This window comes from Microbispora sp. GKU 823 (assembly GCF_002027145.1).
GTDB lineage: Bacteria > Actinomycetota > Actinomycetes > Streptosporangiales > Streptosporangiaceae > Microbispora > Microbispora siamensis.
Window position 1 is genome coordinate 1 of sequence record NZ_MWJN01000090.1, and the last position, 20,796, is coordinate 20,796.

Below are 20,796 nucleotides of genomic sequence, written 5' to 3' on the forward strand. Positions count from 1 at the left end.
GGGGATCTGGGCACGCCGCCGCCGCGGCGGGCCGAGGCGACCAGCTTGTCCGGCCGGTTCACGATCCGGCGACGCCGGCCCTCCTCCTGCCCGGGTGACTCCTGTGCGGTGAACTCCCCCGACGACCTGGCACCCTCGCCATGCCAGGTCGCCGGGGCGTCCGCGGGGCCGGGCGGCCGGTCGCGCCGCGGTCGCCGGGCTCGCCGGGGTCCTCGGGACTCCGGCCGCCGGAGCGGCTGTGGCGCGGTTCGCCCGTCCCGTGCGGCCCCGTCCCGTACGGCGCCGCGTACGGCCTGCGGCCGGTCCTGGGCCCGCGGTCGCGCGGTGCTGCCCGCTCCGGCCCGTCGCCTGCGTCCGTTCCGGGGCGCGGGGCCCAGATGCCGCCGGGTAAGTCCGGGTCGGGTGAGTCCGGGTCGGCGATCTTGCGATAGGGCCGGGTGTCCTCGTCGTCTCCCGGCTCGCCCGTGTCGTCCGGCACCGCGTCATCGGGAGCTGCGTCGTCGGGAATCGGGGCGGCGAACGGAGGCATCGCCCACGGAGACGGGCCGGGCGGCCGGTGGTGCAGCTCCGGCGGGGGCACGGAGGAGGGTTCGCCGTCGCGTCGACGGTCGCGCTCGTGGGGGCCCGAGGCCACGCTCAGTACCTCCTCCCCGGAGAGGTCAATCCGGACCGTTCCACCTGTGGTACGGCAAAGCGATCACAGTGATACCCCATCACGGATCCAGAGCAACACGGGAAAAGCGTGGGGGCCATACCTCTCTAGTGAGATTTATCGGGAGAGGGTCTGAATTGCCCACTTTCGGGCGATTATCAGCACGCCGATGCCGAAAACCGCGAACTGGACGGCCGATCCGATCAGCGCCTCCCAGGGCACCTCGCCCTGTTCCATCGCGCTCCCCATGTCCCCCGAGGCCGCGACGACTCCGAACGCCACGATGTTGTTGGTCGCGTGCAGGGCGATCGGCGCCTCCAGTCCGCCGGTGCGGACCGCCAGCCACCCCATGAGCATGCCGAACGCGAAGACGTAGGCGATCCCCCAGCCCGTGTAGCCGTGCGAGGCGGCGAAGGCCGCCGCGCCCACCAGGATCGCCGGCCACGGATTGCGCAGGTACGCCCCGAACCCCTGGATGATCCACCCGCGATAGGCGTACTCCTCCGCCGCCGACTGGAACGGCACCAGCAGCAGGATCACGATGACGGCCGGGAGGAACTGCTCCCAGCCCGCCCAGCGGAATCCGGGATCCACCCCGGCGGACATCAGCGTCCCCGCCTCGACCGCCTGGCCGAGCACGACCGACACCAGCGCGACCAGCAGGCAGGCCCCCAGCCACCGCCACCGCAGCCGCAGGGCCACCGACGACAGCGACCCCGGCGGTCTTCGCTGGAACAGCCAGGCCGCGCCGAGCACCAGCGGCAGCAGCAGCGCGATGACCCCCAGCTGGAACCCGAGGTCGAGGACGGGATCGGCGAACAGCCGGGTCCCCGTCCGCACCATGGGCACGCCGGTGACCAGCGAGACCACGAAGGCCACCAGGCCGACGGCGATCGAGAGCGCCAGGAAGGCCACGATGATCGCCGCCGTGCCGAGGATCGGCCGCCACCAGCGGTGCAACGGCGTACGGGCCAGGCGGTCGTAACGGGTGCCGGGCGGGGGCGGGACGTCCCAGCGGGTACGCGGGGGCGGCCCCCACGCATACGGCTGTGCGTACGGCCCCGGATACGGCCCCGGATATGACCACTGCGGCTGGGCCGCGGGGTGCGGCGGCGGCGGTGGCAGCGGCTGCGGCGGACCGGCCGGCCAGGCGGTCCCGCCCGCGTACGGCCCGGGCGCCAGGTAGGGACCGGGCATCTGGTTCGGGCCGGCGGCCTGATCCGGGCCCGGTGCCCGGGCGGATCCGGCTGTGGTTCGTTCATGTGTCCATTCTTCGCGTACCGCGGGCGATCAGCTGGGCGGGGTGAAGGAGCCGGACCGGGGAAGGCCGGCGGCTCGGCCCTTGGCCGCCACCACCAGGGCCATCTTCCGCGACGCCTCGTCGATCATCTCGTCCCCCAGCATGACCGCGCCCCGCTTCTCGACCGTCGTGTAGTACTCGTACGCGTCGAGGATGAGCTCGGCGTGGTCGTAGTCCTCCTGGGACGGCGAGAACACCTCGTTGGCCGCATCCACCTGCGACGGGTGGAGCACCCACTTGCCGTCGAACCCCAGGGCGGCCGACCGCATCGCCACCCGGCGGAAGCCGTCCAGGTCGCGGATCTGCAGGTATGGCCCGTCGATCGCCTGGAGGCCGTGCGCGCGGGCGGCCATCAGGATGCGCATCAGGATGTAGTGGTAGGCGTCCCCCTCGCCGTACCCGGGGGGCTGCTCGCCCACGACGAGCGTCCGCATGCCGATCGAGGCCATGAAGTCGGCCGGTCCGAAGACCAGCGTCTCCAGCCGGGGCGAGGAGGCGGCGATGTCGTCCGCGTTGACGAGGCCCCTGGCGTCCTCGATCTGCGCCTCGATGCCGATGCCGCCCTCGGGCAGGCCGGTGGCCCGCTCGATCTGGCCGAGGAGGGTGTCGAGCCAGGCCACGTGGGAGGCGTCCGCGACCTTCGGCAGCATGAGGCAGTCGAGCCGGTCGCCGGCACCTTCGACCACCTCGATGACGTCCCGGTAGGTCCAGCGGGTGGTGAGGTCGTTGACCCGGACGACGACCGTCTTCCCCGTCCAGTCGCCCTCCCTGAGCGCGGCGACGACGTTGCGGCGCGCCTCGTCCTTGGCACCGGGGGCGACGGAGTCCTCCAGGTCGAGGAAGACCTCGTCGGCGGCGAGACCCTGGGCCTTCTCCAGGAAACGAGGGTTGCTGCCGGGCACCGCCAGGCACGAACGTCGAGCGCGCATGGGCACACCGTAGCGCGGTGAATAAGCTCTTACTCATGAGGCCGGCGGTGATCGAAGAGGGCGCGAAGAAGTCCAACGTGCTGTGGCTCGGCCTGCCGTCCGGGGTCCGGCTGGCCTGGCACGTGTGGCACGACGGCGCGGTCTACGTGGTGACCGGCGGAGGGGAGCAGTCCCTGCCCGGGCTGGCCGAGGTCGCGGCCGGGCGGGGCGAGATCGAGGTCGTGCTGCGCAGCAAGGACAACGGCGCCGAGCTCGTCCGTTTCCCCGCCGTCGCCGAGGTGGTGGACCAGGCGGCCGCCCCCGAGGCCGTGGCCGCGCTGGCCAAGGAGCGCCTGAACGCCCGCGACGCCGCCGGTCTGACCGCTCGCTGGGCCGAGGGGTCCACCGTCGTACGGCTCGTCCCCAGGGCCTGACCCCGTCAGACGCGTACGGTCTCGGCGCGTCGGCGGCCTGGCGCTCGGAGCCGAGCCGAACGGTCGCGGTCTGGGCCAGCAGGGCCCCGGCGAGCACGATCACGCCTCCGGTGATCTGGGCGGCCCCCAGGCGCTCGCCGAGCAGCACCCAGGCGATCACCGCCCCCGCGATGACCTCCACCGAGGCGACCGTCGCCCCGACGGCGGCCGACAGCCGCCGCACGGCCGTGACCCCGGTCGTGTAGGCGACGACCGTGGCCACCACGACCAGCACCAGGGCGACCGCGGCGACGGGGACCGTGTGACCGGAGACCTCGACGGCGCGGGTGAACGCCGGCCAGTCGATGTTCCAGGGCCGGGAGACGGGCAGCAGGACCACCGCCGAGCCGAGCATGCCCCAGCCGATCAGGCCCAGCGTGTCCACGTCGTCGCCGAACGAGTCGCTCATCAGGAAATATCCGGCACAGCAGGCGGCGGCCACCAGACCGAGCAGCAGCCCGAGCGCGTCGAGGCGCAGGCCCTCCCAGACCTGCACGACGATCGCCAGCCCCACGACCGCGATGAGCGCCCCCAGGTAGGCCGAGCGCGGCAGCCGCAGCCGCCGGACGAACCGCACCCACAGGACCACCAGCACCGGCGAGGTGTACTCCAGCAGCAGCGCCACGCCGACCGGCAGCCGGGTGATGGCCACGAAGAACAGGCCCTGCACGGCCGCCACGGCGATCACGGCGTACGCCGCGAAGAACAGCAGGCGGTCGCGGGGGATGCGCAGCGCGCGCGGCCTGACGACGGCCAGGACCGCCAGCAGGAGCACCCCTGCCCCCGCCATGCGGACCCATACGGCCTCCAGCGGCGTGAGCCCCGCCATCCCGAGGAGCTTCGCCATCGGTCCGGAGAACCCGAAGCAGAAGGCCGAGACGCCCGCGATCGCCAGGCTGACAGCCCTCATCGTCACCTGCCCATGTAATTACCAATAAACGGCTTTGATCCTGTCATAACCCGGAGCGGTCCGCATCCTTGCGTAACCTGACAGAGTGGATCGGATCTTCGTGGCCCGCCTGGCGGGGCTGGCGGTCTTCGACCCGGCCGGCGACCAGATCGGCCGGATCCGGGACGTCGTCGTCTCGCTGCGGGGACCGCTGCTCCCCCGGGTCCACGGCTTCGTCGTCGAGGTCCAGCCACGCCGCCGGGTCTTCCTGCCGATCACCAGGATCACCAGCATCGAGGCCCGCGCCCTCATCTTCACCGGCAAGCTCAACATGCGCAGGTTCGAGTGCCGGGACGCCGAGACCCTGGCCATCGGGGAGATGCTCGACCGCACCGTCGAGTACAAGGGCGAGCGGGTGACCGTACAGGACCTCGCCATGGAGCAGCCGCGGCCGTCCGACTGGCTCATCACGAAGGTCGCGGTACGCCGCGGGACGCGGCGCAGGGGCGAGACCCTGATCGTCGACTGGGACGAGGTCACCGGCTTCGCGGGGATCCAGAAGGACCAGGGCGCGGCCAACCTGCTCGCCGTCTTCGAGGCGCTGCGCCCGGCCGACCTGGCGAACATGCTGCACGAGCTGCCCACCAAGCGGATGGCCGAGGTCGCCGCCGCCCTGGACGACGACCGGCTCGCCGACGTGCTGGAGGAGCTGCCCGAGCGCGACCAGGTGCTCGTGCTGAGCCGGCTGCACCGGGAGCGTGCCGCCGACGTGCTGGAGGAGATGAGCCCCGACGACGCCGCCGACCTGCTGCAGGAGCTGCCCGCCGAGCAGGCCGAGGGGCTGCTGCGGCTCATGGTGCCGGAGGAGGCCGCGCCGGTCCGGCGGCTGCTCACCTACGGCGAGTTCACCGCCGGCGGCATGATGACGACCGAGCCGGTCGTCCTCCCGCCGACCTCCACCGTGGCCGAGGCCCTGGCGCACATCCGTCAGGAGGAGCGGCCCCCCGCCATCGCCGCCCAGGTGTACGTGACCCGCCCGCCGACCGAGACGCCGACGGGGCGCTTCCTGGGGGTGGCGCACTTCCAGCGACTGCTCAGGGAGCCGCCGTCGACGCTGCTCGGCAGCGTGATAGACATCACCGTGGACCCGATCAGGCCCGAGCTCACGGTGCACGAGGTGGCGGCCTACCTCGCGACGTACAACCTGGTCGCGGTCCCCGTCGTGGACGAGCTGAGCCGCCTGCTCGGCGCGGTGACCGTCGACGACGTGCTCGACCACATGCTGCCGGAGGACTGGCGGGAACGCCCATGACAGAACGCCTCGACCAGCCGCGCGAACTGACCTACCGCCTGCGGCTCTACTACGACCCCGAGGCGTTCGGCGAGTTCTCGGAGCGGTTCGCCCGGTTCCTCGGCACGGCGCGGTTCATCGTCTACATGACCGTGTTCGTCGGGGTGTGGCTGCTGTGGAACGTGTTCGCGCCGTACAAGTTCGACCCCTATCCGTTCATCTTCCTGACCCTGATGCTCTCGCTCCAGGCGTCGTACGCCGCGCCGCTGATCCTGCTGGCGCAGAACCGGCAGGCCGACCGCGACCGCATCCAGTACGAGCAGGACAGGGTGACGGCCGAGCGCAACCAGGCCGAGATCGAGTACCTCACCCGGGAGATCGCCGGCCTGCGCATGGCGCTCGGCGAGGTGGCCACACGCGACTACATCCGCTCGGAGCTCCAGCGTCTGCAGGACGAGCTGACCGCGGATCCGCCTAGATCGCGTGGGGCGGGTTCGGAGGATGCCCGCTGAGTCCATAGCATGGATTCATGGCACCATCCCCTGAACTGGTCATGGCCGCGCTGGCGACGGTGAACGACCCGGAGATCCGCCGGCCGATCACCGAGCTCGGCATGGTCAAGAACGTCGACATCTCCCCCGACGGGGTGGTGCGCGTTGGCGTGTACCTGACCGTCGCCGGCTGCCCCCTGAAGGACACCATCACCCGCGACGTCACCGGGGCCGTGTCCCGGATCGACGGCGTGTCCCGCGTCCACGTGGACATGGACGTCATGAGCGCCGAACAGCGCAAGGAACTGCAGACGAAGCTGCGCGGCGACCGCGGGCCGGAGAAGGAGATCCCCTTCGCCAAGCCCGGCTCGCTGACCCGCGTGTTCGCGGTCGCGAGCGGCAAGGGCGGCGTCGGCAAGTCGTCGGTCACGGTGAACCTCGCCGCGGCGATGGCCTCCCAGGGCCTGAAGGTGGGCGTCGTCGACGCCGACATCTACGGCCACTCGGTGCCGCGCATGCTCGGCGTGAGCGAGCGGCCCACCAAGGTCGAGGACATGATCATGCCGCCGGTGGCGCATGACATCAAGGTCATCTCGGTCGGCATGTTCAAGCCCGAGGGCAACACTCCGGTGGTCTGGCGCGGCCCGATGCTCGACCGCGCGCTGTACCAGTTCCTCACCGACGTCTACTGGGGCGACCTCGACGTCCTGCTGATGGACCTGCCCCCGGGCACCGGCGACATCGCGATCTCGGTCGCCCAGCGCCTGCCCACGGCCGAGATCCTGGTCGTGACGACCCCGCAGCAGGCCGCCGCCGAGGTGGCCGAGCGCGCCGGGTCGATCGCCGCCCAGACCCACCAGCAGATCGCGGGCGTCATCGAGAACATGGCGTGGCTGCCCTGCCCGCACTGCGACGAGCGCATCTCGGTGTTCGGCGAGGGCGGCGGCCAGACCGTGGCCGACGCGCTGACCCGCACGCTGGGCGCGCGCGTGCCGGTGCTCGGCCAGGTGCCGATCGACATGCGGCTGCGTGAGGGCGGCGACGAGGGCAAGCCGCTCGTGCTGACCGACCCCGACGCCCCGGCGGCCGCGGAGCTGCGCCGGATCGCGGCCGGGCTCGGCAAGAAGTCGACCAGTCTCAAGGGCCTGAAGCTCGACATCTCCCCGGTCAAGCACTAGCTGGGACCGGGGGCCGGATCAGGTCGCCTCGTTGTCGTACGGCGGGATCTCCCCCACGCCCAGTTCCGGCGTGGGGGCGACCGGCTCGGCCGTCGTCGTCGCCGAGGTGCCGTTCCAGTCGTTCTCGAGGTCGTCGAGCAGGTGCTTGCGCACGAAGTTCTTGGGGTTGAGGTCGGCCGGGTCGAAGTTGGCGAACTCGGGCCCCATGTTGGCCTGCAGGTCGGCCTTCGCGTTGTTGGCCATCTGCCGGAGCTGCCGCAGCGTACGGCCCGCCTGCGAGGCGGCCTGAGGCAGCTTCTCCGGTCCGAAGACGAGTAGGGCGATCACCACCAGCGCCAGGGCCTCCCCCCAGCCGAGTCCGAACATGGCGATCTCCTCCTGCACGTGCGACTGAAATCAGACTAATGCCCGCGCACCGAGCTGTGGACAGGGGACGCCCTGCTTCATGGGCCCGGCTTCAAGAAGGCCTGTTCATGAAGGCCTGTTCATGAGGGCCGCGCGCTGGGGGCGGGGGCCGCGCCGACCGTGACCGTCGCCGTCCGCACCTCGCCGTCGTGCCGGAACTTGATCCGCACCTGGTCGCCTGGGGCCTTGCTGCGGATGGTGACGATCAGTTCCCGGCTGTCGCTCACGGGCTGGCCGTCGACCTCCAGGATGACGTCCCCCGCGTGCAGGCCCGCCTTCGCGGCCGGACCTCCCGGCGTGACCGGCACGGCGCCGCCCTCCGTCTGCGTCGCGATCCGCACCCCCTGGCCCTGGTAGCTCTGGTCGATCGTGATGCCGATCCTGGAGGTGCGGGCCGTTCCGGTGGTGATGAGCTCCTGGGCGATCCGGCGCACCTGGTTCACCGGGATCGCGAAGCCGAGGCCGATGCTGCCGGACTGCTGGCCCAGCAGGGAGCCGCCGACGGTGGCGATCGCCGAGTTCACCCCGATCACCTGGCCCGCGGCGTTGACCAGGGGGCCGCCCGAGTTGCCGGGGTTGATGGCGGCGTCCGTCTGGATCGCGTTGATGAGCGCGTAGTCGGACCCGGTGCTGCCGCCCGCCTCGACGGGCCGGTTGAGCGAGCTGACGATGCCGGTGGTGACCGTGCCGCTCAGGCCGAGGGGCGAGCCGACCGCGATGACCGGGTCGCCGACGACCACGCCGTCGGAGTTGCCGAGGGGCAGCTCCGGCGCCTTGACGGCCCCGTCGGGCTTCACGACCGCGATGTCGGAGTTGGGGTCGCGGCCGACGACGCGCGCCCCCGAGGAGGTGCGGTCGTTGTAGCGGATGCGGATCTCCCCGGCCTGTCCCGCGACGGCCACGACGTGGTTGTTCGTGACGATGTAGCCGCCCTTGATGACGAAGCCCGACCCGGTGCCCGACTCGCTGTTGCCCTTGACCTCCAGCGAGACCACGCTGGGCAGGACCTTGGCGGCCACCCCGGCCACCGACTCCGGCGGCCGGGCCGTGGGCTGTTTCGACGGCGTGCTCAGCGCGTATCCGGGGTCGATGCCGGAGGACGGACGCGTCAGCAGGAACGTGCCCCAGCTCGCCACCCCGCCCGCCACGAGCGCGATGACCACGGCCAGGGCGGCGTACAGCGCGATGTTGGGGCCGCGCGGCTCCCGCTGCGGCGCGACGGGGTACAGCGGCGGCGGGGCCCAGCCGGGGCCCATGCCGTACGGGCCGGTGGAAGGCGGAGGGCCGCCCGGAGAGTCCTGCGGCCCCTCCCCCGCGGGAAGGAACTCGGGCCGGTCCGACGCGCCGAACGGACGCGTGTTGTCGGTCATCGCGGCAGTCACTCCTCGCACACGGCGTCATCCGCTGGGCAGCCGCGGTAACGAGGAAAGCGGCACACGACGGCTACGGTGTCCGATCGTATGCCGATTCCTCGTATCAGCGCGAAAGTCCCCTGGTTACGCTGGGTGACGGGGTGGGTGACACGCTCACCACGGGCGCCCTGTTCTGGGCGGGATGCTGTACGAACATCTGGCCGGGCGTCGGGTTCGGGGTGGCCGTGGATCCCCCGGCCATGAGCATGGTGCCGAGGGCGACTGCGGCGCCGGCCATTCCCACGGCGACGTATCCCGCCCGTCGGGCCCTTCCGGGCCGTCCAGGCCCTGATCGTCCCTCGTCCCGGCCCCGGGGCCGGTTGTCCATGGGCCCTGCGGCGTGCATGCCGGGTAGCCGCCCGGCTCCGAAGGCCGGGTGGTCGGGAAAGGGCCGCATACGCGGCGGCAACGGCCCTCCCGGCTCCGCCATGCGGAGCAGCGACATCGTGAGGTCCGCCGGCATGGCGGGCGGATCCATGGACCGCAGGCGGGTCTTCAGCGCCCGCATCGCGTCGACTTCCGCACGGCAGTCCGCGCAGAACGTCAGGTGCGCGAGCGCGCGCTCCCGCTCGTTGTGACTGAGTTCGCCGTCGATGAGCGCGGAGACGCGCTCGCCAAGATGACTCACAGTCCCTCCCTGCTGATTGAAGGGGGGGTTTGATCGCCGTTCCGGTTCGCGGAGGGCGCCCGGTGGTCGAGTGCCTCCCGCAGTTGGGCGCGGCCGCGGTGAATGCGGCTGCGCACCGTGCCGAGTTTCACGCCGAGCGTCGCGGCGATCTCCTCGTAGGACAGTCCCTCGATGTCGCACAGCACCACGGCCGCCCGGAACTCCGGCGCCAGGGCGTCGAGCGCGGCCTGGATGTCGGGCTCCAGGTGCGCGTCGTCGTACGCCTGCGCCGGGGACGGCTCGCGGCCGTGCAGCCGCTCGGCGGCGTCGTCCGCCAGCCCCTCGAAGCGGATGCGCTGCCTGCGCCGCGCCATGTCGAGGAAGAGGTTCGTCGTGATCCGGTGCAGCCACCCCTCGAACGTGCCCGGGGTGTAGCTCGACAGGGACCGGAAGACCCGGACGAAGACCTCCTGCGTGAGGTCCTCGGCGTCGTGGACGTTGCCCGTCAGCCGATAGGCCAGCCGGTAGACCCGAGCGGAATGAGTTCGGACGACCTCCTCCCAGGTGGGAGGCGTCCAGTCGGACACCGAAGTCTCCGCCTGGTGGTCGTGCTCGTCCACCGGCATTCCTCTCTGCAGGATCGTCGCTACAGCCATAGTGCCTGGTTTCGCCCCTTCCTGCGCACCGCGGGCTGAGCGGTCTCGAACAAAGACCGTTCAAAGCGTGCAACGTCCCCGTTGTGGCGTGAGTTCCCGTTCCGGTCCGACTCCCCTAGGCTGCGTCCAAGATGAAGCAGGGGAGGGAGAGGCCGATGGCGACACCGGCCAGCCTGGAGTACGCGGAGGAGTTCGTCCCGGAGGACGAGATCCTGCGGACCGCGCGCCGGCGTGGCATCGAGGTCGGGGCGCGCCCGATCCTGCCCGGGTGCGGAGCGGCGCTCTGCTTCCTCGCCACCGTGGCGAACGCGCGCTCGGTGGTGGAGGTCGGCACCGGATGCGGGGTCTCCGGCCTGTGGCTGCTGCGCGGCATGCGCCCGGACGGGACGCTCACGAGCGTGGACGTGGAGCCCGAGCACCAGCGCATGGCGCGCCAGACGTTCGCGGAGGCGGGGTTCTCCGGCAGCCGCATCCGCCTGATCGGCGGCCGCGCGCTCGACGTCCTCCCCCGCCTCGCCGACGGCGGTTACGACATGGTCTTCTGCGACGCGGCCAAGCAGGAGTACATCGACTACCTCACCGAGTCGGTGCGGCTCCTGCGCCGAGGTGGGGTCGTCGTCTTCGGCGACGCCTTCTGTGACGACCAGGTGGCCGACCCCACCCAACGCGACCCCGACACGGTCGCGATCCGGGAGCTGGGCAAGCTCGTCAGGAACGACGAGCGGCTGCGCCCGCTGATGCTGCCGCTCGGCTCCGGGCTGCTGGCCGCCGTCAAGCTCGTCTGACCGGAGCCCGCCGAGCGCTCCACTGGAGCGCTCACGTCATCTTGTACGCCCGCAGCAGGGTCTGCTTCGCCCCGCAGCGGGCGAACCGCAGCTTGTACGGCTTGCTCACGCAGGCCCAGAACTCGATCTTTCCGCTGTTCATCTTCCGCGTCTTCTGCTCGACGCAGTCGACGTCCTTGTAGAAGTTCATGTAGCGGTAGGTGTGACCCTTGTAGCGGATCTTGACCATCGCGTAGCGGTGGTCGGTGCTGCGGTCGCAGATGATGACCGTGTTGCGATCGGTCAGCGTGGCCTCCGCCAGGGCGTTGCCGTGGCCGTCGCCGATCCGCGCCGTCGCGAGCGGCGAGGCGGACGCGGAGGCGGCGGTGCCGACGGTGGCGGTGGCGAAGGCCAGACCGGCGACGGCCGTGGCGAGCAGCAGCTTCTTCATCGCGGTTCCTTTCCGTTTTGTGCGACTTCCGCTGTTTCTTCCAGGGGGTTGGAGAGCGGAAGTCGCCGGAAAGTTCGCAGCGGCGGTCAGGCGCCGTTCACGGAAACGGTGGTGAGGTAGCGGAGGAGCAGGCGGACGCCGAAACCGGTGCCGCCCTTGGTGATCTCGCCCTCGTCGGAGGTGGACCGCGCGGGCCCCGCGATGTCCAGGTGGGCCCAGGGCCGCCCGCCGGTGAACTCCCGCAGGAACAGGGCGGCGGCGATGGACCCCGCCGCGCCCGACATCGTCCTGTCGACGTTGGCCAGGTCGGCCACGTCGGAGTCGAGCATCGCGCGGTAGTCCTCCACGAGCGGCATCCGCCACAGCCGCTCCCCGCCGGCCTCCCCGGCGGCGATCAGGTCCGCGGCCAGCGTCTCGTCGGTGGCGTAGAGCGCGCCCAGGTTCACGCCGAGCGCGACCTTGGCCGCGCCGGTCAGCGTGGCGACGTCGATCACGATGTCCGGGTCCAGTTCGGCGTCCGCGTACGCCAGGGCGTCGGCCAGCACGAGACGGCCCTCGGCGTCGGTGTTCAGCACCTCGACCGTGCGCCCGCCGTACTGGGTGATGACGTCTCCGGGCCGCTGCGCGGAGCCTGAGATGGAGTTCTCCGCGCACGCCACGAGGCCGGTGACCCGCACCGGCGCCTCGAAGGCCGCCAGCGCGCTCATCGCGGCGATGACGGCGGCGCCGCCCGCCATGTCGGTCTTCATCGCCTTCATGCCCTCGGTGGGCTTCAGGGACAGGCCGCCGGTGTCGAACGTGATGCCCTTGCCGGCGAGCACCACGTGGGCGCGCGGGTTCTCCGGCGTGTAGGAGAGCTGGACCAGGCGCGGCGGGCTGACCGATCCCTGCCCGACCGCCCGGATGCCGCCGAACTCGCCGAGCTCGGGCCCCTCCCACACGCGTACGCCGAGCCCGGACTCGGCGGCGACGGCCTTCGCCTGCTCGGCGAGCCAGGCGGGCGTCTTCACCGAGGACGGGGTGTTGACCAGGTCGCGGGCGAGCGCGGTGGCACGCGCGACCGCCTCGCCGCGCTTCAGGTCCCGCTCGTCCCCGCCGACGAAGACGATCTCCCCGACCGGCTTCGTGCGGCCGTTGCCGATGGTGAACGTGTACGCCGCGAGCAACGCGCCCTCGACCAGGGCGGCCGCATCCCCCTCGGACGGGACGACGACCGACAGCGACGCCCTGCCCTTCGCGCGCCTCGCGACGGCCGCTCCGGCCTTGCGCAGCGCGGCGGCCGAGCCGTCGCCGGTGCCGTACAGCAGCACGCGCCGCACGCCGCCGTCCCTGGCGGTGGGCACCTCCACGACCTCGCCCGGCTCTCCCTTGGCCTCGTGGTGCGCCAGCAGCGCGTCCACCGGCACGGGGGACTCCAGCCAGGGCGCCGCGGCGACGACCGGTCCAGGGCCGAAAGGCACGGCCACCAGGTCGGCGTCCGGCGCGGGCCCGGCACCGTGAGGACCGGTGACGCCGTGAGGACCGGTGAGGACCGGCGTGGTCTCGATGGGCACGTCCACCTCCAACAGGGCGGCCCCGGGGCGGGATCACCCGCCGCCAGGGCCGTTAATCGAACAGGTCGGCTGACGGATCAGCCGACCACCTTCTTGAGCGCGTCACCGAGGGCGCTGGCCTCGTCCGCGGACAGCTCCACGACGAGTCGGCCGCCACCTTCGAGAGGGACCCGCATGACGATGCCCCGTCCTTCCTTGGTGACCTCCAGCGGACCGTCACCGGTCCGCGGCTTCATCGCCGCCATGCGTGTATCCCTTCCCGCGTTGTCGGCCGCCCCGGAGGGTAACCGGCGTATTCACGTTTCTGTGATGTTCTATTATCCCGCCTCCGAGCTCAAAAAGGTAACGGCCCGGATCCGGTCAGTGGATCAATGCGGCGGGACACGCGTTGTGGGCGGACCGGACGTGACCCCACACTGGGTGGGGTGAACGCCCGAGCCGCGCTTTTCGATCTCTATGGGGACCACCTTCGCACCCGTGGCGGCCGTGCCTCCGTGGCCGCGCTCGTGAGGCTGCTCGCGCCGCTCGACATCGCGGCGCCGGCCGTCCGTACCGCGATATCCCGCATGGTCCGGCAGGGCTGGCTCGACCCCGTACGGCTGCCGCAGGGACCGGGGTACGCGGTCACGCCGAAATGCGAACGCAGGCTCGACGAGACGGCGGCCCGCGTCTACCGGCGGGGCGACACACCGTGGGCCGGCCGCTGGCACGTCCTCGTGCTCGAACCGGTCAGGGACCGGGCGCGGCGCGAGCGGCTGCGCGCCGACCTCGCCTTCCTCGGGTACGCCCCGCTGTCGGAGACGACCTGGATCGGCCCGCGGCCCTCGCCGGAGCTCGACGCGCTGCGGATCCCCGGCCACCGGTTCGACGCCGCGTACGAGGGCGACCCGCGCGACCTGCTCGCGCGCGCGTGGGACCTGGACGCCATCGGCAGCGCGTACGAGGATTGGCTGGCCAGCGCGGCGGACCTGGTGGGCTCGCTGCCGGAGGACGCCCCGGACGATCGGGTCTTCGCGGTCCGCAGCAGACTGGTGCACGGCTGGCGCAACTTCCTGTTCCGCGACCCCGGGCTGCCCGCCGACCTGCTGCCGCCGGGCTGGCCGGGTGAGAAGGCGCGCACCTTCTTCGAGCAGGAGGCCGCCCGGCTGCTGCCCGCCGCCGCCGCGTTCGTCGAGCGCAATCTGACCATGAGCTGATGACGACCTGAATGGAGCCGCCCGAGATGACCGTGACGTATGACGTCGACGAAGCCGTCGCCACGATCACGCTGAACCGCCCCGACGCGATGAACTCGCTGACCGTCGCGATGAAGACCGCCCTGCTCGCGGCCGTGCGGCGGGCCGCAGACGACGCGTCGGTGCGGGCCGTGCTCCTGACCGGCGCGGGCCGGGCCTTCTGCGCCGGGCAGACCTGCGCGAGCACGCCGACAACCTCGACCGGGGCCTCGGCCTGGCGAACACCGTGCGCGAGCACTACAACCCGGTCGTGCTGGCCGTCGCCACGACGGGCAAGCCCGTCGTGGCCGCGGTCAACGGGGTGGCCGCCGGGGCGGGGGCCTCGCTGGCGTTCGCGTGCGACTTCCGGGTGGCGGCCGAGAACGCGAAGTTCTCGATGGCGTTCACCGGGATCGGGCTCGCGCCCGACTCCGGCGCGTCCTGGACCCTCCAGCGGCTCGTCGGCCCCGCGCGCGCCCGGGAGATGCTGCTGCTCGGCGACGTCGTGGACGCGACCAGGGCTCTGGAGCTCGGCCTGGTCGGACAGGTGGTCCCGGCCGACCGGCTGGCGTCCGCCGCCCGCGACCTCGCCGTACGGCTCGCGCAGGGGCCCACCAGGGCGTACGCCGCGACCAAGGCGGCGCTGGACCACGCGGCGTCGTCCTCCCTCGCCGAGGCGCTGGAGCGAGAGGCGGAGCTTCAGGACGAGTGCGCGGCCACCGCCGACCACGCGGCGGCGACCAAGGCGTTCCTCAAAAAAGAAAGGCCTCGCTTCGAAGGCCGGTAGGCGCTTCGAAGCCATCAAACACAGCGAAGGCCGGTAGGCGCTTCGAAGCCATCAAACACAGCGAAGGCCGGTAGGCGCTTCGAAGCCATCAAACACAGCGAGGGCCGGTAGGCGCCTCGAAGCCATCAAACACGGCGAAGGGCGCTGACCTGGGCGGTGACGGCCTCGCGGACGTGGCAGTCGGCGACGTGGTCGTTCACCAGGCCGATGGCCTGCATCAGGGCGTACGCCGTGGTGGGGCCGACAAAGCGGAAGCCCTGCTTCCTGAGCTCCTTGGCCAGCGCCGTGGAACCGGCGGTGCGGGCCGGGACGTCGGCGAGGGTGGCCGGGACCCTGCCGGGCTCCTCGGCGTACTTCCACACCAGCGTCGACAGCCCGCCCGGCACCTCCAGGGCGGCGCGGGCGTTGGCGACGGCCGCCTCGATCTTGGCGCGGTTGCGCACGATGCCCGCGTCGGCGAGCAGGCGCTCCACGTCGCCCTCGTCGAAGGCCGCCACCGCAGGGATCGAGAACCCGGCGAACGCCTTGCGGAAGTTGTCGCGCTTGCGGAGGATCGTCAGCCACGACAGGCCGGACTGGAACGCCTCCAGGGTGATCCGCTCGAAGACCAGGTCGTCCCCGCGGACCGGACGGCCCCACTCCTCGTCGTGGTAGGCGACGTAGTCGGGCGACGTGCCCGCCCATCCGCAGCGGACCAGTCCGTCGTCGTGCACTGTCACCATGCCTCTTCCGCGTCGGCGCGGTCGCCGTCCCAGCCCTCGCGGGCCGTGGCCGAGGGCACCTCCGGCTCACGCTCGGCCCGGCTCCCGGCGTCGTCCGCCTGCTTCGTTTCGGCCTGCTTCGTCTCCTCGCGGGCCTGCGGCCGCGCGTACGACAACTCGGCCACGCGCTGCTCAAGCACCGCGATGCGGGTGTCGCGCTCCCCGAGCGCGACCGAGACGCGGTGCAGCGTCTCGTCCACCGCCTGCGTGCTGTAGCCCACGAGCCCGATTGGCAGTTGGAGCGCGATCAGGTCGGCGGGAGTCATCTGACCGGCCGCGGGCAGGTCGAGCGGCGGCGCGTCAGGGGGGAACTCCGCCATCTCGCCGCCGTGTCCCAGCGAGACCATGACCACACAGGCGATCACGGCGAGTCCGGCGATGACGAGTACGACCAGCACATACGAATCGTGCCACAACTCTTTTGCGTGCGAGCATGGAAGCATGACGCGCGTGATCGGGCCCGACGACGAGATCGAGCCCGGCTGGGTCGAGGCCGCCTCGCTGCCGGAGGTGTCCGCGCTGGCCCGGGCGGGACACACCGTCGTGGTGACGCTCCCCGGCGACGAGACCGAGGCGATCGCGGCCGCCGCCGCCTACGCCTGGGCGGGCGCGAGCGTCTTCCGGACGTCCCACGACGTACGGCAGGCCCTCGACATGACCGAGGCCCTGCTGGGCCGCCGTCCCCCCGCCCTGGCCCGCCGCGGCCTGGCCTGATCAGGACTCGCCCAGTTCCTCGCCCGTGGGGCTGAGGTGGAGGGCAGGCCGCTCCAGCAGGTCGAGCGCCTCCTCCACCGTGGTCGCCCACGAGATCGCGTCGAACACGTTCGGCCGCGTGAAGCCCTGCTCGTACATGCCGTCGACCAGGTCGCGCAGCGGCCCGTACAGGCCCCACGGGTCGAGGACGACCAGTGGCCGCTCGTGCATGCCGAGCACCCGGGAGGTCCAGATCTCGAACAGCTCCTCCAGGGTGCCGATGCCGCCCGGAAGCACGAGGAACGCGTCGGACCTGGCGTCCATGATCCCCTTGCGCTCGCGCATGTCGGCGGTGACGATCAGCTCGTCGGAGTCGGTGTCGGCGATCTCGACGTCGACCAGGGCCTGGGGGATCACGCCGACCGTGTGGCCGCCGCCGTCGCGGACGGCCCGGGCGACCTCGCCCATGCAGGAGACGATGGCGCCCCCGCTCACGAGGCCGTGGCCGCGGCGGGCCAGTTCGGCGCCCACCTCCCGGGCGAGGTCGAGGTACTTCCGGTCGATCTTCTGGCTGGACGAGCAGTACACGCAGACGAACACATCGCAACCCTACTGAGTGGCGGCGCGCCGGTCGGCCTCCACGATGAGGCGCACGGCCTCGTCGGGGTCGTCGGTGACCGAGACCAGCTCCACGTCCTGCGGCGAGACCTTCCCGGTGGCCAGCAGCGTGTCGCGGATCCAGTCGATCAGCGGCGACCAGAACGAGACGCCCATCATGATCACCGGGAACGAGGTGACCTTCCGCGTCTGCACCAGGGTCAGCGCCTCGAACAGCTCGTCGAGCGTCCCGAACCCGCCGGGCAGGGCCACGAACCCGCTGGCGTACTTGACGAACATCGTCTTGCGCACGAAGAAGTAGCGGAACTCGATGCCGAGGTCCACGTAGTCGTTGAGGCTCTGCTCGTGCGGCAGCTCGATGCCGAGGCCGACCGAGATGCCGCCGGCTTCGAGTGCGCCCTTGTTGGCCGCCTCCATCACGCCGGGGCCGCCGCCGGTGATCACCGCGTAGCCCGCCTTGGCGAGCGCCGCGCCGAGCTTCACCCCGAGCTCGTACTCGGGGGTGTCGGGACCGGTGCGGGCCGAGCCGAAGACTGTCACCGCCGGGGGAAGGTCGGCGAGGGCGCCGAATCCCTCGACGAACTCCGACTGGATGCGCAGGACGCGCCAGGGGTCTTCGTGGAGCCAGCCGGTGGGGCCGCGGCGGTCGAGCAGGCGCTGGTCGTGGGTCGAGTCCGGGACGAGGCCGCCGCGGACCAGCGACGGACCCTGCCGGCGTTCGGGTCGGGTGTGGTTCATGACGGTCACGCTAACGGTCGGGGCCGGGAACGATGCAAGGCGCGCGAACTACCCGATTAGTTATGCCCCAAACGTCATACTGCGTCCCAAACATCTGCCCGGTCTCAATAGCATCGGAACTCGTGAGAGAGCCACCCCCCACGAGCACAGCCGTCTTCGTCGACCACAGCGGTCGCAGGAGCAAGGTGCTGACCGTCACCGCGATCGTCACCGGAGTGCTGGTCACGGCTCTCACGGTGACTCTGCTGGTCGGCGTGCTCGGCGGCATGGTCGGCGACTCCGGGCTCCCCGCGCTGAACTGGCCGGGGCAGGATGTTCGACCGGACGCGGCGCATCCGCAGTCGCGCTCGCCCAGCCCCTCCCGCTCACCGGAGACAAGCATCTCCGCCCAGCCTCCGGCACCGACGCCCGCCGCCCGCCCCACGCGGACGGCCACCTCGCCCGCCGCTCGGCCGTCCGCCTCACGGCCGGCCCGCCCATCCGCCTCCCCGCCCTCCGTCCCGTCCCACGTCCCCTCCTCTGCGCCGACCCGGCGCCCTCGCCGTCCGAGACCGGCGGAACCACCTGCGGAACCATCGCCCGAGGTCACGGAGCGCCGACGGCGAACCCCGGCCACGGCGGCACACCGCCGGGTCAGGTCGACCGGACGCGCGGACCCAAGTGAAGGGGGTGAGCACACGGTGATGGCAGGACGACGCGGCAAGCGGGCCGACCCCCGCGGCCACTGGTTCCTCGTGGCGATGGCGGCCCTGCTGACGACCGGCGCGCTGCTGCTCAACGGCTTCGCGAACAACGTCGTCGGCGAGACGCACGCGCCCCCTGCCGCGGGCGAGGAGCACTCCGCCGAGCTCGAGCGAGTGCGCTCGGGCGGGCCGGTCGTGAACGCCTCGGGGCCGCTCCCTCGCAGCGTACGGCCGACCGCCCGGACGGTCGCGCTGACCTTCGACGACGGCCCAGACCCGAAGTGGACCCCGCGGATCCTCGACGTGCTGCGCAGGCACGGCGCCAAGGCGACCTTCTTCGTGGTGGGCGCCCACGCGGCCGAGCACCCCGAGCTGGTCCGCAGGATCCTCGCGGAGGGTCACGAGCTCGGCAACCACACCTACACCCACGCCGACCTGACGGCCACCCCGGTCTGGCGCACCCGGCTGGAGATGTCCCTCACGCAGAAGGTTCTCGCGGGCACGACGGGGGTGCACACGCGCCTGGCGCGCCTGCCGTACTCCTCTTCGCCGTCGGCGGTCGGCGGCGCCCAGCTCGCGGCCATGCACGTGCTCGGGGACGAGGGCTACCTGGTGGCACTCACCGACCTCGACTCGCGGGACTGGAGCCGTCCCGCCGTCAACCGGATGGTGAGGGACACGCTCCCGCGCCGGGGCCGTGGCGCGGTGGTCATGTTCCACGACGCGGGAGGCGATCGGAGCCGGACCGTGGCCGCCGTCGACGTCTTGCTGGACGCACTGAAGAAAAGGGGCTACTCGGCCACCACTCTCACGAAGGCCGCCGGGCTGCCCTCGGCCCAAACACCCGCCGGGACCGTCGAGCGCTTCCTCGGGAGCGTTCTCGCCGTCGCCCAGCGGGTCTCGGCCGCCTTCACCGGCTCACTGGGCTGGATCCTCTCCGTCGCCGGGGTGCTCACCCTCGCCCGCCTGGCGTTCTTCGTCTCGCTGGCCTGGGTCCACGCGCGCAGGACCCGCCGCAGGCGCCCGGAGAACACCCCCAGGCGCAGGCGCGACCGCGTTCCCGCGTGGCCGACCCCGCCTGCCGTGTCCGTGATCGTCCCCGCGTACAACGAGGAGGCGGGGATCGAGGCGACGGTCCGCTCGCTGGTGACGACGGACTACCCGGGGCAGGTCGAGGTGCTGGTCGTGGACGACGGCTCCAGCGACCGCACGGCGGAGATCGCGGCCTCGCTGAATCTGCCCGGCGTACGCGTCATCCGCCAGCCCAACGGCGGCAAGCCCGCCGCGCTCAACACCGGCATCGCTCACGCCGCACACGACATCCTGATCATGGTGGACGGCGACACCGTCTTCGAGCCGTCGACCATCCGGAACCTCATCCAGCCGCTCGCCGACCCCTCGGTGGGCGCGGTCAGCGGCAACACGAAGGTCGGCAACCGCCGCGGCATGATCGGCCGGTGGCAGCACATCGAGTACGTCATCGGGTTCAACCTCGACCGGCGCGCCTTCGACCTGCTCGGCTGCATGGCGACGGTGCCCGGCGCGATCGGCGCCTTCCGCCGGCAGGCGCTGCTGTCGGTCGGCGGCGTCAGCCTCGACACCCTCGCCGAGGACACCGACCTCACGATGGCGATCTGCCGGGCGGGCTGGCGGGTCGTCTACGAGGAACGGGCCCGGGCGTGGACCGAGGCACCCACCTCGCTGCGGCAACTGTGGCGCCAGCGCTACCGCTGGTGCTACGGCACGCTCCAGGCGATGTGGAAGCACCGCGGGGCGGTGCTGGAGCGCGGCCCCTTCGGCCGCCGGTGCCTCGGTTATCTCACGCTCTTCCAGGTGGTCCTGCCGTTGCTGGCCCCGGTCGTCGACATCATGGCCGTCTACAGCGTGGCGGTGGCAGACCCGCTGCCCGTCGTCGCGGTGTGGGCCGGATTCGTCACCGCCCAGGCCCTCAGCGGGTGGTACGCGCTGCGCCTCGACGGGGAGCGGGCGTCGGCGTTGTGGGTGCTGCCCCTGCAGCAGTTCGTCTACCGGCAGCTGATGTACCTGGTGGTCATCCAGTCCGTCGCCACCGCCGTTCTCGGGGTACGCCTGCGCTGGCACACGGTGCGGCGGGAGGGCACCTTCAACGCTCTGAAGAATCTTGAAAACATTCCCGGGAACATGGAACCGGTCTTCGCCGAGGCTCCGTCTAAGGAATGAGGGTGCTGCTCGGGACGAAAGTGGCTTTCCCCACCAAATGGCCGGTGAGGAAAGCCACTTTCTTCTATCTACG

At 71.7% G+C, this 20,796-nt stretch carries 22 protein-coding genes and 1 pseudogene; 8 read left to right on the plus strand and 15 right to left on the minus strand.

Annotation, left to right across the window (positions count from 1 at the left end):
- Nucleotides 1-58: 58 nt before the first annotated feature.
- From B1L11_RS45910 to B1L11_RS33725, 4 genes are all read right to left on the minus strand, one after another.
- Nucleotides 59-634, minus strand: coding sequence for a hypothetical protein (locus B1L11_RS45910; RefSeq protein ID WP_143737741.1), 576 nt, complete (start codon nt 632-634; stop codon nt 59-61).
- A gap of 135 nt (nt 635-769) precedes the next feature.
- Nucleotides 770-1,849: a CPBP family intramembrane glutamic endopeptidase gene (locus B1L11_RS33715; protein WP_079319388.1), complete on the minus strand. Its 1,080-nt coding sequence runs from the start codon at nt 1,847-1,849 to the stop codon at nt 770-772.
- 93 nt (nt 1,850-1,942) lie between these two features.
- The gene (locus B1L11_RS33720) at nt 1,943-2,881 is read right to left on the minus strand and encodes a CoA ester lyase (RefSeq protein WP_079319389.1); all 939 of its coding nucleotides are present in this window, start codon (nt 2,879-2,881) and stop codon (nt 1,943-1,945) included.
- Nucleotides 2,882-2,914: 33 nt separating this feature from the next.
- Entirely contained in the window at nt 2,915-4,243 is a 1,329-nt protein-coding gene (locus B1L11_RS33725; RefSeq protein ID WP_079319412.1) for a DMT family transporter, read from the minus strand.
- Nucleotides 4,244-4,328: 85 nt separating this feature from the next.
- On the opposite strand from B1L11_RS33725, the gene B1L11_RS33730 reads away from it, so the two are divergent.
- Genes B1L11_RS33730 through B1L11_RS33740 form a run of 3 tightly spaced genes read left to right on the plus strand, consistent with a single transcriptional unit; the run spans nt 4,329 to nt 7,182 of the window.
- Entirely contained in the window at nt 4,329-5,534 is a 1,206-nt protein-coding gene (locus B1L11_RS33730) for a magnesium transporter MgtE N-terminal domain-containing protein (protein WP_079319390.1), read from the plus strand.
- Complete coding sequence (locus B1L11_RS33735) at nt 5,531-6,025, plus strand: DUF1003 domain-containing protein (protein ID WP_079319391.1); 495 nt, start codon at nt 5,531-5,533, stop codon at nt 6,023-6,025. Before B1L11_RS33730 ends, B1L11_RS33735 begins: the two co-directional genes overlap by 4 nt.
- A 17-nt stretch (nt 6,026-6,042) precedes the next feature.
- Nucleotides 6,043-7,182: an Mrp/NBP35 family ATP-binding protein gene (locus tag B1L11_RS33740; protein WP_179155449.1), complete on the plus strand. Its 1,140-nt coding sequence runs from the start codon at nt 6,043-6,045 to the stop codon at nt 7,180-7,182.
- Nucleotides 7,183-7,200: 18 nt separating this feature from the next.
- On the opposite strand, the gene B1L11_RS33745 is transcribed toward B1L11_RS33740, so the two are convergent.
- The 4 genes from B1L11_RS33745 to sigE form a co-directional block, all read right to left on the minus strand.
- Nucleotides 7,201-7,548 carry a sec-independent translocase gene (locus tag B1L11_RS33745; RefSeq protein WP_079319413.1) on the minus strand — a complete coding sequence of 116 codons (348 nt, stop codon included), beginning with the start codon at nt 7,546-7,548 and terminating at the stop codon, nt 7,201-7,203.
- A 119-nt stretch (nt 7,549-7,667) separates the two neighbouring features.
- Nucleotides 7,668-8,957, minus strand: coding sequence for a S1C family serine protease (locus B1L11_RS33750; protein WP_143737742.1), 1,290 nt, complete (start codon nt 8,955-8,957; stop codon nt 7,668-7,670).
- Nucleotides 8,958-9,063: 106 nt separating this feature from the next.
- Nucleotides 9,064-9,627 (minus strand): anti-sigma factor, encoded by a 564-nt coding sequence (locus tag B1L11_RS33755; RefSeq protein WP_079319393.1) that lies wholly within the window; start codon nt 9,625-9,627, stop codon nt 9,064-9,066.
- Entirely contained in the window at nt 9,624-10,232 is a 609-nt protein-coding gene (sigE, locus tag B1L11_RS33760) for an RNA polymerase sigma factor SigE (RefSeq protein ID WP_079319394.1), read from the minus strand. The genes B1L11_RS33755 and sigE overlap by 4 nt, the downstream gene beginning before the upstream one ends.
- Nucleotides 10,233-10,417: 185 nt before the next feature.
- Between sigE and B1L11_RS33765 the strand changes: the two genes are divergently transcribed.
- The gene (locus B1L11_RS33765; RefSeq protein ID WP_143737743.1) at nt 10,418-11,047 is read left to right on the plus strand and encodes an O-methyltransferase; all 630 of its coding nucleotides are present in this window, start codon (nt 10,418-10,420) and stop codon (nt 11,045-11,047) included.
- Between the two features lie 31 nt (nt 11,048-11,078).
- Here B1L11_RS33765 and B1L11_RS33770 read toward each other — a convergent pair whose 3' ends face one another.
- The 3 genes from B1L11_RS33770 to B1L11_RS33780 form a co-directional block, all read right to left on the minus strand.
- Nucleotides 11,079-11,477 (minus strand): hypothetical protein, encoded by a 399-nt coding sequence (locus B1L11_RS33770; protein WP_079319396.1) that lies wholly within the window; start codon nt 11,475-11,477, stop codon nt 11,079-11,081.
- Nucleotides 11,478-11,563: 86 nt separating this feature from the next.
- A complete protein-coding gene (locus tag B1L11_RS33775; RefSeq protein WP_372974756.1) occupies nt 11,564-13,030 on the minus strand; it encodes a leucyl aminopeptidase in 1,467 nt (488 codons plus the stop codon).
- A 77-nt stretch (nt 13,031-13,107) separates the two neighbouring features.
- Nucleotides 13,108-13,275: a DUF3117 domain-containing protein gene (locus B1L11_RS33780; RefSeq protein WP_076433904.1), complete on the minus strand. Its 168-nt coding sequence runs from the start codon at nt 13,273-13,275 to the stop codon at nt 13,108-13,110.
- Between the two features lie 126 nt (nt 13,276-13,401).
- Here B1L11_RS33780 and B1L11_RS33785 point away from each other — a divergent pair, with 126 nt between their 5' ends.
- Both B1L11_RS33785 and B1L11_RS33790 read left to right on the plus strand, forming a co-directional pair.
- Complete coding sequence (locus B1L11_RS33785) at nt 13,402-14,226, plus strand: PaaX family transcriptional regulator C-terminal domain-containing protein (protein WP_256863119.1); 825 nt, start codon at nt 13,402-13,404, stop codon at nt 14,224-14,226.
- An 11-nt stretch (nt 14,227-14,237) separates the two neighbouring features.
- Nucleotides 14,238-15,031: pseudogene (locus B1L11_RS33790) on the plus strand (enoyl-CoA hydratase-related protein).
- A 125-nt stretch (nt 15,032-15,156) separates the two neighbouring features.
- Here the strand turns inward: B1L11_RS33790 and B1L11_RS33795 are convergent.
- Together B1L11_RS33795 and B1L11_RS33800 are read right to left on the minus strand one after the other, a co-directional pair.
- The gene (locus B1L11_RS33795; RefSeq protein ID WP_079319398.1) at nt 15,157-15,753 is read right to left on the minus strand and encodes a DNA-3-methyladenine glycosylase I; all 597 of its coding nucleotides are present in this window, start codon (nt 15,751-15,753) and stop codon (nt 15,157-15,159) included.
- On the minus strand, nt 15,747-16,190 hold the full coding sequence (locus B1L11_RS33800; protein ID WP_079319399.1) for a hypothetical protein: 444 nt from the start codon (nt 16,188-16,190) through the stop codon (nt 15,747-15,749). The genes B1L11_RS33795 and B1L11_RS33800 overlap by 7 nt, the downstream gene beginning before the upstream one ends.
- A 43-nt stretch (nt 16,191-16,233) precedes the next feature.
- Here B1L11_RS33800 and B1L11_RS47350 point away from each other — a divergent pair, with 43 nt between their 5' ends.
- On the plus strand, nt 16,234-16,506 hold the full coding sequence (locus B1L11_RS47350) for a hypothetical protein (RefSeq protein WP_079319400.1): 273 nt from the start codon (nt 16,234-16,236) through the stop codon (nt 16,504-16,506).
- Here the strand turns inward: B1L11_RS47350 and B1L11_RS33810 are convergent, their stop codons facing one another.
- Entirely contained in the window at nt 16,507-17,085 is a 579-nt protein-coding gene (locus B1L11_RS33810; RefSeq protein WP_079319401.1) for a TIGR00730 family Rossman fold protein, read from the minus strand.
- Between the two features lie 9 nt (nt 17,086-17,094).
- A complete protein-coding gene (locus tag B1L11_RS33815) occupies nt 17,095-17,841 on the minus strand; it encodes a TIGR00730 family Rossman fold protein (RefSeq protein ID WP_079319416.1) in 747 nt (248 codons plus the stop codon).
- A 122-nt stretch (nt 17,842-17,963) separates the two neighbouring features.
- Between B1L11_RS33815 and B1L11_RS33825 the strand changes: the two genes are divergently transcribed.
- A complete protein-coding gene (locus tag B1L11_RS33825) occupies nt 17,964-20,723 on the plus strand; it encodes a bifunctional polysaccharide deacetylase/glycosyltransferase family 2 protein (protein ID WP_256863120.1) in 2,760 nt (919 codons plus the stop codon).
- Nucleotides 20,724-20,796 lie beyond the last annotated feature (73 nt).

Coding starts and splice junctions, on each gene's coding strand:
- B1L11_RS33715 (WP_079319388.1), bottom strand. CDS start 1,849: ATGCCCGGTCCCTACCTGGCGCCCGGGCCGTACGCGGGCGGGACCGCC.
- B1L11_RS33720 (WP_079319389.1), bottom strand. CDS start 2,881: ATGCGCGCTCGACGTTCGTGCCTGGCGGTGCCCGGCAGCAACCCTCGT.
- B1L11_RS33725 (WP_079319412.1), bottom strand. CDS start 4,243: ATGAGGGCTGTCAGCCTGGCGATCGCGGGCGTCTCGGCCTTCTGCTTC.
- B1L11_RS33735 (WP_079319391.1), top strand. CDS start 5,531: ATGACAGAACGCCTCGACCAGCCGCGCGAACTGACCTACCGCCTGCGG.
- B1L11_RS33740 (WP_179155449.1), top strand. CDS start 6,043: ATGGCACCATCCCCTGAACTGGTCATGGCCGCGCTGGCGACGGTGAAC.
- B1L11_RS33745 (WP_079319413.1), bottom strand. CDS start 7,548: ATGTTCGGACTCGGCTGGGGGGAGGCCCTGGCGCTGGTGGTGATCGCC.
- B1L11_RS33750 (WP_143737742.1), bottom strand. CDS start 8,957: ATGACCGACAACACGCGTCCGTTCGGCGCGTCGGACCGGCCCGAGTTC.
- sigE (WP_079319394.1), bottom strand. CDS start 10,232: ATGCCGGTGGACGAGCACGACCACCAGGCGGAGACTTCGGTGTCCGAC.
- B1L11_RS33765 (WP_143737743.1), top strand. CDS start 10,418: ATGGCGACACCGGCCAGCCTGGAGTACGCGGAGGAGTTCGTCCCGGAG.
- B1L11_RS33770 (WP_079319396.1), bottom strand. CDS start 11,477: ATGAAGAAGCTGCTGCTCGCCACGGCCGTCGCCGGTCTGGCCTTCGCC.
- B1L11_RS33780 (WP_076433904.1), bottom strand. CDS start 13,275: ATGGCGGCGATGAAGCCGCGGACCGGTGACGGTCCGCTGGAGGTCACC.
- B1L11_RS33785 (WP_256863119.1), top strand. CDS start 13,402: ATGCGGCGGGACACGCGTTGTGGGCGGACCGGACGTGACCCCACACTG.
- B1L11_RS33795 (WP_079319398.1), bottom strand. CDS start 15,753: ATGGTGACAGTGCACGACGACGGACTGGTCCGCTGCGGATGGGCGGGC.
- B1L11_RS47350 (WP_079319400.1), top strand. CDS start 16,234: ATGACGCGCGTGATCGGGCCCGACGACGAGATCGAGCCCGGCTGGGTC.
- B1L11_RS33815 (WP_079319416.1), bottom strand. CDS start 17,841: ATGAACCACACCCGACCCGAACGCCGGCAGGGTCCGTCGCTGGTCCGC.